The sequence below is a fragment of the bacterium genome, assembly GCA_035281585.1.
Classification (GTDB): Bacteria; UBA10199; UBA10199; order DSSB01; family DSSB01; genus DATEDP01.
Genome location: DATEDP010000098.1, coordinates 21,828 through 34,375 on the forward strand (window position 1 = coordinate 21,828; position 12,548 = coordinate 34,375).

Sequence of the window (12,548 nt, forward strand, 5' to 3'; positions counted from 1 at the left end):
GGGGGCTCTTTTTTTATTTACAGCGTGTCATCCCGAGCGAAGCGAGGGATCCCTGCGGGGTTTATTGACGCTAATAAACTCCGCAGGGATTCCTCGTCGCTTTGCTCCTCGGAATGACAATGCGCGCGCTTTCCGCTACATTGCCGCCATGTCTTCGCGTCCCGATGCGATCGTGGTTGGAGCCGGCTTGGCCGGCTCGGAGGCCGCTTGGCAGCTCGCTCAGCGTGGTCATCGAGTGCGCCTTTATGAGATGCGGCCGCAGCGCCGCAGCGAAGCCCATCAGACCGACCGTTGCGCCGAGCTGGTCTGCAGCAATTCGCTGCGCGGCGCCGATTTGAAGAATGCGGTCGGCCTGCTCAAGGAAGAGATGCGAGTCCTGGGCTCGCTGACGATGGAGGCGGCCGACCGCAACGCCGTTCCCGGCGGCGGAGCCTTGGTGGTGGATCGCGATGGCTTCTCGGCCTTCATCACCGAGCGTTTGGAATCGCATCCCGATATTGAAATCCGTCGCGAGGAGATCCCGACCTTGGAGGCGCTGCCGCCGGGCCCGCCGGCTCTGCTCGCCACCGGCCCCTTGACCAGCGCCGCCCTCGCCGAAGCCCTCCGCGGTATGACCGGAGCGGAGCAGCTTTATTTCTATGACAGCATCGCGCCGATCGTTGAAGCCGACAGCGTCGACCTCGATATCGTCTTCCGGGCCTCGCGCTACGACAAGGGCGAGGCCGATTATCTCAATTGCCCGATGAACCGCGAAGAGTACGAGGCCTTCGTCGCCGAGCTGGTGAAGGCGGAAAAGGTTCCGACCAAGGACTTCGAAAAAGCCAAATTCTTCGAGGGCTGCCTGCCGATCGAGGTGATGGCCGAGCGCGGCCGCGACACCCTGGCCTTCGGGCCGATGAAGCCGGTCGGGCTGACCGATCCGCGCAGCGGCCAGCGGCCTCACGCCGTGGTTCAGCTCCGGCAGGACGATCTTCACGGCAGCCTTTACAACATGGTCGGCTTTCAAACCCGGATGAAGTATCCCGAGCAAAAGCGGATCTTCCGCATGATCCCGGGCCTGGCCCGGGCCGAGTTCGTGCGCTTGGGTAGCATGCATCGCAACACCTTCCTCAACTCGCCGCTCCTGCTCAATGAGCGTTTGGAGATGAAGGCCCGGCCCGGTCTCTATCTCGCCGGCCAGATGATCGGCGTCGAGGGCTACGTCGAATCGGCCGCGATGGGGCTCTACGCCGGATTCAGCATCGATGCCGCGCTGGAAGGCCGGCCCTTGGCCGCGCCTTCGGCTGCGACCGCCTTGGGAGCCTTGATCCGGCACGTCACTCAGGCCTCGCCCGAGAATTTCCAGCCGATGAACGTCAATTTCGGCCTCTTCGAGGCGCCGCGAGCCTTGGCCCGGAAGGACAAACGCGAGGAGCTGGCGAAGCTTGCCTTGGAAGAGATACGGCATTGGGGAGGGGGAGCCACCGGTCATCCTGAGCGGAGCGAAGGATCTCATACCCACCAGGGTGGTCACAGATCCTTCGCTCCGCTCAGGATGACGGGAGGCGCTGGTGAGGGCGACACATGAGCCACGTCGAGGACTTCCTTACATATCTCAAAACCGAAAAGCGCTGCTCGGCCCACACCCTGCGGAACTACGCCGTCGATTTCCAGGAAATCACCGAGTACCTGAAGGCTCGCCATCCCGAATGCGTCGAGGCCGGCGAAGTCCGTTGGCTCGACCTGACGATCTTTCCGCTGCGCTCCTACCTGGCCCAGGCTTACGGCCGCTTGAAGCCCAGCTCGCTCGGCCGCCGGATCGCCAGCCTCCGCAGCTTCTATAAATATCTGGCCAAGCGGGGCCTGGTGCAGCGCAACGTTGCGCTGGAGCTCTCGGCACCCAAAGTGCCCAAGGCCTTGCCCAAATTCCTCGACGTCGACGAAGCCTTCCGGCTGATGGAGATCCCGGCGGGCGAGGATTTTTCGGCCCGGCGCGACCGGGCGATCCTGGAGCTGTTTTATTCGAGCGGGCTGCGGATCGGCGAGCTGACCGCCCTACGGCTGGCCGCCCTCGATTTGGCTCAGGCCCTGGTCCGGGTTCGAGGCAAGGGCAATAAGGAGCGAATCGTGCCCTTCGGCGCCAAGGCCGCGGCGGCGATCGAGCGCTACCTGGAGGTTCGGGTGAGCGTCGCCATCCAGGCCGGTTGCGAGGACGTCGTTTTTCTCGGGGTCCAGGGCAAGCCGGTGAATCCGAGCGTGGTCGCTCGAATGCTGCAAAAGCACGCCTCCAAGCTCGGTCTGCCCAAAAAGGTGACGCCCCATATGCTGCGCCACAGCTTCGCCACCCACTTGATGATGGGCGGCGCCGATCTGCGCGGCATCCAGGAGCTGCTGGGCCACTCCAGCCTATCGACCACCCAGAAGTACACCCACGTCAATTTCGACAAGCTTCAGGAAGTCTATGACAAGGCCCATCCCAAGGCCTGAGAAAAAATTCTTCAAGTCCCCCTTGACTTGGAGACGTTACAATTCCAGATAAAATAAACGGAGTATCCATTGTCGTCCACGATCCATGCCACCACCATTCTCGCCGTCCGCCGCGGCAATCAAGTCGCCATCGCCGGCGACGGCCAAGTTTCCTTCAACAACACGGTCATGAAATCCGGCGCCCGCAAAGTTCGGCGGATGCGGGAAGGGAAGGTCATCGCCGGTTTCGCCGGTTCGGCGGCCGACGCCTTCACGCTCTTCGAGAAGTTCGAGGCCAAGCTCGAGCAATACGGCAACAACCTCACTCGGGCGGCGGTCGAGCTGGCCAAGGATTGGCGGACCGACCGGGTCTTGCGCCGGCTCGAAGCCATGCTGATCGTGGCCGACAAGGAAAAGACCTTCACAGTTTCGGGCACCGGCGACGTCATCGAGCCCGACGACGGAATCACCGCGATCGGTTCCGGCGGGCCTTATGCCTTGGCCGCGGCCCGGGCCCTGCTGCGCCACACCGAGTTGAGCGCCAAGGAGATCGCGCTGGCCGGCATGAAGATCGCCGGCGAAATCTGCATTTACACTAATGACCAGGTCACGGTCGAAGAGATCTCGTAGGGGCGATCCTTGCGGTCGCCCGCGTCCACCGTGCATTGGGCGGGCGCAAGGTCCGCCCCTACAGGAAAATTTACGCTTATGAAAGCCGTCAACTTTACACCCCGGGAGATCGTTTCCGAGCTGGACCGCTACATCGTCGGCCAGCGGCCCGCCAAGCGGGCCGTGGCCATCGCGCTGCGCAACCGCTGGCGCCGCCAGAACGTCCCGGCCGAGCTGCGCGACGAGATCGCGCCCAAGAACATCATCATGATCGGGCCGACCGGCGTCGGCAAAACCGAGATCGCCCGCCGCCTGGCCAAGTTGGCCAACGCTCCCTTTCTCAAAGTCGAGGCCAGCAAGTTCACCGAGGTCGGCTACGTCGGCAAGGACGTCGAATCGATCATCCGGGAGCTCACCGAGACCGCGGTCAAGATGATCAAGGAAGAGGAAACTGCCCAAGTCCAGGCCAAGGCCGAGGAATTGGCCGAGGAGCGTTTGCTCGACTTGCTTCTTCCCGCCGCCTCCAAGGAGAGTCCCGATCCGGTCAACGGCGCGGCGCCGGCGAGCAACACTCGGGACAAGCTCCGGGTCATGCTCCAAGAGGGAAAATTCGACGACAAGCTGGTCGAGTTCGAGCCTTCGGCGAATCCCGGCGGCATGATGCCGATTTTCGAAGTCGTCTCGGGATCGAGCGTCGACGAGCTCGGCTCCAACCTCCGGGACATGATGTCGGGCCTCTTCTCGGGCAAGGGCCGGAAGCGGACCAAGCTCAAGGTGCCCGAAGCCCGCAAGCTCCTCACCCAGGAAGAGGCCGCCAAGCTCATCGACATGGAGCGGGTCACCAAGCTGGCGGTCGAGCGGGTCGAGCAGAGCGGCATCGTCTTCCTCGACGAGATCGACAAGATCGCCGGCCGCGAATCTCAGCACGGCCCCGATGTTTCGCGCGAGGGCGTGCAGCGCGATATCTTGCCCATCGTCGAGGGCAGCAACGTCAATACCAAGTACGGAATGGTCCGGACCGACCATATTCTTTTCATCGCCGCCGGCGCCTTCCACGTTTCCAAGCCCAGCGACCTGATCCCCGAGCTCCAGGGGCGCTTCCCGATCCGGGTCGAGCTCGACTCCCTGACTACCGAGGATTTCCTCCGCATCCTTCAAGAGCCGGCCAATTCCCTCACCAAGCAATACGAGGCTTTGCTGCAGACCGAAAAGGTGGTGCTGGACTTCACTCCCGACGGCTTGAAGGAGATCGCCGACTTTGCCGGGCTGGTCAACGAGCGCACCGAGAACATCGGGGCCCGCCGTCTTCACACCATCATGGAGAAGGTCTTGGACGAGATCTCTTTCGAAGCCCCCGACAAGCGGGGATTCCGCCTGACCGTCGACGCCGACTACGTTCGCGACAAACTTGCCAACTTGGTCGAAGATCAGGATCTAAGCCGTTATATCCTTTAGTGGCTTGCCACGGCTTTAAATCCCCCAGCCCCCCTTTTTCAAAGGGGGGTGCGGAATCTTCGCCATGCGGTTACCCCCCCCCTTTGAAAAAGGGGGGCTGGGGGGGATTTGTCCGCGATTGCCCTTGCTCCGGCCTCAATTTCCCGCTACAAAACCAATCCTTTGAGGATCTTATGAACGACATCGACCAACTGGTGCAACGAGCCTCGGTGCTGATGGAGGCCTTGCCCTACATTCGCCGCTTCTACGGCAAGGTCATCGTCATCAAGTACGGCGGCCACGCGATGGTGGACGAGAAGCTCAAGGAGAGCTTCGCCAAGGACATCATCATGATGCGCTACATCGGGCTCAATCCGATCGTGGTCCACGGCGGCGGCCCTCAGATTGGCAACGTGCTCAAGCAAATGGGGATCGAGTCCAAGTTCCACAACGGGATGCGGATCACCGACGAAGCCACGATGGACGTGGTCGAGATGGTCCTGGTCGGCAAGGTCAACAAGGAAATCGTGGGTCTGATCAATCGCCACGGAGGGCGGGCCATCGGCCTCTCCGGCAAGGATGGGGCTCTGATCAAGGCTCGGAAGCTGGCCGAGGAAAAGGTTTCCTTCGACCGTGAAGGGGTGAACGAGATCATCGACCTCGGCCGGGTCGGCAACGTCTCCGAGGTCAACGTCGGCATTCTCCAACTCTTGGGGAAGGACAACTTCATTCCGGTCATCGCCCCGGTCGGCTTCAGCGAGAACGGCGAGGCTCTCAACATCAACGCCGATTTGGTCGCCGGCGCCATCGCCAGCGCTCTTCAGGCCGAGAAGCTGGTGCTGCTGACCGACGTTGAAGGCGTGAAGGACGGACAAGGCAAGCTGATCAGCGAGCTGACGGTCACCAAGGCCGCCAAGCTCATCGGCGACAAGATCATCCAAGGCGGCATGATCCCCAAGGTCAGCTGCTGTATCAAGGCGCTGGCCAGCGGGGTCAAGACCGCCCACATCATCGATGGCCGGGTTCAACACGCCGTCCTGCTCGAGATCTTCACCGACAAGGGCGTCGGCACCATTTTGCATGAATGAACACGGCCATGAATAACTCCGAAACCATCGCCCTCAGCGAGAAATATGTCATGAAGACCTACGCTCGCCATCCGATCGCCTTCGTGAGAGGCAAAGGCTGTTATCTCTGGGACGCCGACGGGAAGAAATATCTCGACCTCTTGGCCGGCATCGCGGTCAACGGCTTGGGTCACAGCCATCCGGCCATCTCCGAGGCGATCGCCACCCAGGCCCAGCGGCTGATTCACACCTCCAATCTTTTCTACAACCAGTCCCAAGCCGAGCTGGCCGAGCTGCTGTGCAAGCACTCCTTCGCCGGCAAGGTTTTCTTCTGCAACAGCGGCGCCGAGGCCAATGAAGCCGCGGTCAAGCTGGCCCGGATTTATCAGAAGAAGAAAAAGGGCGAGCCGGCTTCCGAAATCATCACCATGGAGCGGAGCTTCCACGGCCGAACCCTCGGCATGATCGCGGCCACCGGCCAGGAGAAGGTCAAGAAAGGCTTCGATCCCATCCCCGAAGGCTTTCGTCATGTGCCTTACGACGATTTGAGTGCCTTGGCGGCGGCGATGACCGACAAAACCTGCGCAGTTCTGGTCGAACCGGTCCAAGGCGAGGGCGGGGTGCGCTTTCCGGCTGCCGGGTATTTGCAAGCGGTCCGCGAGCTTTGCCGCAAGCACGGCGCTCTCTTGATCTACGATGAGGTCCAGTCGGGCATGGGCCGGACCGGCAAGCTTTTCGCTTACGAGCATTCGGGTGTGGCGCCCGACATCATGAGCCTCGCCAAGTCGCTCGGCGCCGGCCTGCCCATTGGCGCCTGCTTGGCTTCGGAAGAGGTCGCCCAGGCTTTCGAGCCCGGCAGCCACGCCTCGACCTTCGGCGGGAATTTCCTGGTCTGCGAGGCGGCCAAGGCCTTCCTGCGCACCTTGCTCGAGGGCGGCGTCCTCAAAAACGCCCAGGAGGCCGGCATCTATTTCGTCGAGCGCTTGAAGGACCTTCAAAAAAAGCACGCTTTCATCCGCGAAGTCCGGGGCCAGGGCTTGATGATCGGTGTCGATCTCGAAATCCCGGGCCGTCCCTTGGTCGAGGCCGCCTTGACCGAAGGCCTGATCCTCAACTCGCCCCAGGAGAAGGTCCTGCGCTTCGTGCCGCCGCTCATTATTTCGAAGAAGGAGATCGACGAGGCCATCGACATCCTCGATGACGTCTTCGCCGGCGCCGGAGGGAGCACGGCTTGAAGAAGCTCCGTCACTTTCTGACCTTGCTCGATTACTCCAACCGCGAGCTCCGCGAGCTCCTGGCCCTGGGCTTGGAGCTGAAGGGCCGTTGGAAGAAGGGCAAGGAGGATCAATCCCTCAAAGGCAAGATCCTGGCCATGGTCTTCGAAAAATCCTCGACCCGAACCCGGGTCAGCTTCGAGGCCGCGATGCTTCAGCTCGGCGGCCACGCGATCAATATCACCTCCACCGACAGCCAGCTCGGCCGGGGTGAAACCTATGAGGACACCGCCCGGGTCCTTTCGCGCTATTGTCAGGCCATCATGCTTCGCACTTATTCGCAGGTCGGCCTCGAGAAAATGGCCGCCGCCTCGACGGTGCCGGTGATCAACGGCCTGACCGATCTCTTCCACCCGGTCCAAGTGATGGCCGACCTCATGACGATCTTGGAAGTGAAGCATAGCCTCGACGGCCTCAAGGTCACCTATGTCGGCGACGGCAACAATTTGGCGAACAGCTGGATCAACGCCGCCATCGTCCTGGGCTTCGATCTCAACGTCGCCACCCCCAAGGGCTACGAGCCCTCCGGCGGGATCCTCAACAAGATCGGCAATCACCCCAACGTCGGCTTGATGGAGGATCCGGTCGAGGCGGTCAAGAGCAGCGACGTCGTCTATACCGACACCTGGTTCTCGATGGGCCAGAAAGAGGACGAGGAGAAACGCCGGCTCTTCGCTCCCTTCCAGGTCAACCGGGAGCTTCTCTCCCACGCCGCCCGCGATGCCATGGTCCTGCACTGTCTGCCGGCCCACCGCGAGGAAGAGATCACCAGCGAAGTGCTCGACGGCCCCCAATCCTACGTTTGGGACGAGGCCGAAAACCGCCTCCACATCCAGAAGGCGATCCTGAAAACCTTAATGAGTTGAATCCCGAATTTGGAGAAATGAAATGAGCCCATCGATCAAGAAAGTCGTCCTTGCCTATTCCGGCGGCCTCGATACCTCGGTCATCATCAAGTGGCTGATCGAGCGCTACCAATGCGAAGTCGTGGCCTTCGCCGCCGACCTCGGTCAGGGCGAGGAGCTTTCGCCGCTGAAGGAAAAGGCCATCAAGACCGGCGCCAGCAAGATTTACATCGAGGACCTGAAGGAAGAGTTCGTTCGCGACTTCGTCTTTCCGATGCTGCGGGCCAACGCGGTTTACGAGGGATCTTATTTGCTCGGCACCTCGATTGCCCGGCCGCTGATCGCCAAAAAGCAGATCGAGATCGCCGAAAAGGAAAAGGCCGACGCCGTCAGCCACGGCGCCACCGGCAAGGGCAACGATCAGGTCCGCTTCGAGCTGACTTACTACGCGCTCAAGCCGGGGATCCAGGTCATCGCGCCCTGGCGCGACTGGAACTTCAAGTCGCGCAGCGACTTGATCGAGTATGCCGAGAAGAACGGCATTCCGGTGCCGGTGAGCAAGGCCAAGCCCTACAGCTCCGACCGCAACCTCCTGCACATCAGCTTCGAGGGCGGCATCCTCGAGGATCCCTGGAACGAACCGCCGGCCGACATGTTCCTGCTCTCCAAGAGCCCCGAGGCGGCACCTGACAAGCCGACCGTCATCGAGGTGGAATACGAGAAGGGCAATCCGGTTGCGGTCAATGGCCAGAAGCTCTCGCCGGCCAACCTCCTCGCCAAGCTCAATGAGCTTGGCGGCGAGAATGGGGTGGGGCGAGTCGACTTGGTGGAGAACCGTTTCGTCGGCATGAAAAGCCGCGGCGTCTACGAGACGCCGGGAGGGACCATTCTCCACACCGCCCACCGCGCGATTGAGTCCATCACCTTGGACCGCGAGGTTTTGAAGATCCGCGATTCGCTGATCCCGACCTACGCCGCTCAAATCTACAACGGCTTCTGGTACGCCCCGGAGCGGGAGATGTTGCAAAACCTCATTGACGATGTTCAGCAGCGGGTGAGCGGCGTGGCCCGGCTCAAGCTCTACAAGGGCAATGTCACCGTCCTGGGAAGGAAATCGCCAAATTCGCTGTTCAGCGAGGACTTCGCGACCTTCGAAAAGGACACCGTCTACAACCAGAAGGACGCCGAAGGTTTCATTAAAATCAATGCCTTACGGCTCAAAATCCGGTCTCTCATGAAGTAGCCAGGGCTTCAGCCCCGCTTTTCGCAACCTCTCCGCCAAAACGGCGATAAGCCGGCTTCATCAAAGCACGGCTATGACTTCATCGATTCAGATCCTATCGGGGCGGGAATCTGCGGAATGGGCCTCGCTCCAGCGGGAGCGGGATCCGGAGCTGCGCGCGGACGGCATGCTAAACCTGGCTGGCCGTCTCGAAGCCCGGGGCCGGGAGCCTCAAGCCGCGGCCATCTATCAAGTTTTGCTGGAAGAAGGATCGATAGCCGCCGAGCGGGCTGGTCAGCGGCTCCAGGTCTTGCAGGGCGGGGGGGCTTGGGGCGCCCAAGCCGAAAGACTCACTCGTCAATTTTTTTCCCACGCCACCGATCCGGCCTTGCTCGCGGGAATGGGGGTAGCCGGTTTAGTCGCCTCGGCGACAAGGTTCGGCATATTGGCTCGATTCGCCTCCGCCCGCGGTTCCTTGGCCACTCGCGGGCTTGGGGCCCGGCTATTGGCCGGAAGCGGAGCCTTGGCCCTGGAAGCTCCGGCTTTCACTTTCGCCGGTCGGGCGACCAACTCCCTGCTGAGCCGTCCACAGGATTCCTCGCTCCGGGCATGGGGCCATGAATTGGCTGGGGGCTACCTCATGCTGGGTTCCTTGAAAGTCAGCGGCGGTCTCGCCCGAGCCGGCGGCGGCGGACCGCTCCTTCACCAGGCAAGCATGTTCACCGGCTTGATGGCGGCCCATGGGCTCGAGATCCACGCCGGGCTCCGCGAGTCGCGCCCTTTCGCCGATCTGGCCTTGGAGTCGCTTTCGACCTTGTGGCAGCTGCAGGTGGCGGGAGGGCTCAGTCGTTCTTTGCTGGGAAGGCGTTACTCCGGTTTCGTTCGTGAGCTGGAGCTGCGGACGAGGAGGTTGGAGCCGCGATTCCCCCTGTATCGCCCCGCCTTCGCGGCGGGCGGGCCGACAAATCCGGCCCTGACCTCGGGAATATTCGCGATGTCGGCGGACATCGGCGACGGCCACGCGACGCCCCGGGAAATTTGGCGGCATTGGGTGGCGGAACGTCCACTGCCGGGACGGCGCTACTTCGAATTTCCGGTCTATGAATTCGAGGGCGCCGCCGAGTTCTACGATGCCTTGAATCGGGCGGCTGATGGGGCTCCCGAGGGAACGCGCTGCCTCTTTTTAGAAATGCATTCGCTGAACGGCTATGGCGAGCTGCCAGCCGCGGTCGAGAACATCCTCCGGCGTCATTCCTCGCTCACCGAAATACGAGTCCGCTTTCAGAACGGAAGAATCTTCTGGATGACCAAGGAAGGGGAGGCGATTTCCAGCGACACCGAAGAGTTCAATCCACGCGATCCCGTGCACTTGGGCCATGATATTCCAGTTGAGGAATTCTCGCGAGCCCGCCTTCGCACTCGATCGGCCCGTCTCAACAATGTGCCGCCTTTGCCGGCTTTGCTCCGAGAAGCCCGCACCGAGGCCGGCCTCAGCATGGAAGACGTTATGTCGCGCCTGAACAGCGAGCTGGGCATGGAGAGCGAGCTCCGCGAATACGTCTCGTCGCTGCCTTCCCGCAAGCGATTGGCGGCGGCGGAGGGCGTCTCGAAGGAGCCGCTTCGATTTCCGATTCTGCGGTTCTTGGCCGAGACCTACGGCCAAGACATCCAGCGTTTCATCGCGGCGTCCAACCTCACCTTCTATCCCGGTCTTCCGCCGCGGGCTTGGCAGGCCGAGCGCTATCCCATCTATCTCGAGAGCGCGGAGGACGCGCGTTGGGCCGCGGAGTTTCACGAGGGCAAGAACGGCAAAGCCCGCGGCACCCTGGGGTGGCTGCTCTTCAGCGGCCGCAAGAATCCGGAGCGGTATCTGACGATTCCCGCCCTCGCGAACCGAATCGGGCTTGCCCATCAGACCGTGGTGCGGCTGCAGAACAACAAGTCGGCCCCCACCGCGGCCACGATGGAGCGCATCGTGGATGCTCTCAACGTCCCTGAAAGCGAGGCCGTCGCCGCCCATACCCGGACCTTTCACTCCCAGCTCCCGCTGGCGCAACTCTTTCCAGGCCAGGATATTTTTCTTTCTCCCCACAGCCGTGACGCTGAAAAGGTCCGCACCTACGCCGCCAACCCTGGCGGTCTCGGACAATACCTCTTCGCGGCGAGGAAGCAGCGGCCCGGATTCGTCTCGGCGGAGGTGGTGGCCGGGGAGCTCGGCCGAAGCGTGGACTATTACCACAATCGAGAGGGCGGCGAGATCGGGCTGAATCGCGGGAACCTCCACGACTGGTACCATCTTTGGAATCGTTTGGGCCTTCCCGAGCCCCTGTTCCGGCGAATCGCCGCCGAGCGTTATGAAATTCCGGTCAACCATCCAGCCTACGACCTAGCCGAGGCGCTGGAAGGGCGGAGCTTCGAGGAAGTCGCCGCTAGCTCCACCATCAGTACCAAGATCCTGCAGGGTCTCGCCGAGGGCCGCTCCTATACGGCTCCGACGCTGCTGGAGATTCACAAGGCCTTGCCGAAGCTCAATTCGGCGCGGCTGTTTTTGCAGAGCCATCCAATGATGCCGGAATTCTTTCCTGAAACCGGCGTACCTTCTCCTCGGCTGGATTTGGCGCCCGAGGCGATCGTCGAAAATTTCCGTTCCTTTCATTTTGGAGAAGCCTTGTTTAATTTCCGCATGAGAGGCGAGCCTCCGCTCAGCGCGGTGAAGGTTGCCAAAGAGCTTGGTTGGGATGACGCGACGGTAGGCAATCACGAACGAGGCTTCGCGCGCATCGAGGATGACGCCACGCTCCTTCGCGTCGCCGACCTGCTGAGCTTGGACCGGCGGAAGTTGTTTCTCTATTTTCGTCCCGAGATACTTCGCTTCTTTCCTCTCCATCGCCCCGAAACGAGCGAGATTTGGGCGCTCGACGCGAAATTCTATGCCACCTTGACTGCGCCTTCGCGCGGGGCCTACGACCGAAACAACTTACGGCGGAAGCTGAGCACTTTGATCATGAATTTGCCGCTGCGCCGCCGATCTTCCGGCGAGATCGACGAAGCGGGGACCTTGGCCGACTACCTCGGGCTGCCGAAGGCCCAAGCGGCCGCCTTGCTCGATCCGGCCTCGCCGCTCAACGTCGAGCAGATCCGCCTGTTGACCGAGCGCTTTCCCAGCCTTTCCTATCGCGAGTGGTACGAGCACTTTCATCGGCCCAGCTTGAATTATTTTTTGGGGCGCGACTCGGCGGGAGGGATCGATTACCGGGTCCCGGGCGGGTTGGACCTGGCCGGCTTGCACACCTTGGATATCAGCCGTTACGTGCGGGAAGCGGGCCCGATTAATTCGGAGGCAGCCACCCGTTTGCTGCGCCGATTTTCGGCAGGGGGCCGGCTTTCCGATGCCTCGATCGAGGTGTTGGCCCGCGCCAGCAGCGCGGACCGAAGAGTTCTGTACTTATTTAACAGGCGTCAGGAGTTGATGCCCATTTTGGAGGGTCTGCCTAAATAATAGGCTTTAGCTATTTGAAGTATTGTATCGATTTTCTTTGTGATTTGGCCGTGGGTCGATAGAATACCCACAGTTTTTTTTACAACAGGGTTAAACAACGCTATGCCGGCAAACTTCAGTGCGGACAAAGTTTGTCCTAGCGATGGCGGGGGC

Annotated in this window: 8 protein-coding genes and 1 pseudogene; all 9 read left to right on the forward strand. The window is 61.6% G+C overall.

Annotation, left to right across the window (positions count from 1 at the left end; all coding sequences use genetic code 11):
* The first annotated feature begins 148 nt into the window (after positions 1–148).
* The 9 genes and pseudogenes from trmFO to VJR29_07810 all read left to right on the forward strand — a co-directional run bounded on the left by trmFO (position 149) and on the right by VJR29_07810 (position 12,395).
* Positions 149–1,450 (forward strand): annotated as a pseudogene (gene trmFO / locus VJR29_07770) (methylenetetrahydrofolate--tRNA-(uracil(54)-C(5))-methyltransferase (FADH(2)-oxidizing) TrmFO).
* 113 nt (positions 1,451–1,563) lie between these two features.
* Entirely contained in the window at positions 1,564–2,466 is a 903-nt protein-coding gene (gene xerC, locus VJR29_07775) for a tyrosine recombinase XerC (GenBank protein HKY63299.1), read from the forward strand.
* A 69-nt stretch (positions 2,467–2,535) separates the two neighbouring features.
* Complete coding sequence (gene hslV, locus VJR29_07780) at positions 2,536–3,075, forward strand: ATP-dependent protease subunit HslV (protein HKY63300.1); 540 nt, start codon at positions 2,536–2,538, stop codon at positions 3,073–3,075.
* Between the two features lie 78 nt (positions 3,076–3,153).
* Positions 3,154–4,509, forward strand: a complete 1,356-nt coding sequence (gene hslU, locus VJR29_07785) for an ATP-dependent protease ATPase subunit HslU (protein HKY63301.1) — start codon at positions 3,154–3,156, stop codon at positions 4,507–4,509.
* A gap of 182 nt (positions 4,510–4,691) precedes the next feature.
* Positions 4,692–5,576 carry an acetylglutamate kinase gene (gene argB / locus VJR29_07790; GenBank protein HKY63302.1) on the forward strand — a complete coding sequence of 295 codons (885 nt, stop codon included), beginning with the start codon at positions 4,692–4,694 and terminating at the stop codon, positions 5,574–5,576.
* 8 nt (positions 5,577–5,584) lie between these two features.
* Entirely contained in the window at positions 5,585–6,790 is a 1,206-nt protein-coding gene (locus VJR29_07795) for an acetylornithine transaminase (protein ID HKY63303.1), read from the forward strand.
* The gene (argF, locus tag VJR29_07800) at positions 6,787–7,695 is read left to right on the forward strand and encodes an ornithine carbamoyltransferase (protein ID HKY63304.1); all 909 of its coding nucleotides are present in this window, start codon (positions 6,787–6,789) and stop codon (positions 7,693–7,695) included. The genes VJR29_07795 and argF overlap by 4 nt, the downstream gene beginning before the upstream one ends.
* A 22-nt stretch (positions 7,696–7,717) precedes the next feature.
* Positions 7,718–8,917 (forward strand): argininosuccinate synthase, encoded by a 1,200-nt coding sequence (locus tag VJR29_07805; protein ID HKY63305.1) that lies wholly within the window; start codon positions 7,718–7,720, stop codon positions 8,915–8,917.
* A 73-nt stretch (positions 8,918–8,990) separates the two neighbouring features.
* A complete protein-coding gene (locus tag VJR29_07810) occupies positions 8,991–12,395 on the forward strand; it encodes a helix-turn-helix transcriptional regulator (protein ID HKY63306.1) in 3,405 nt (1,134 codons plus the stop codon).
* Positions 12,396–12,548 lie beyond the last annotated feature (153 nt).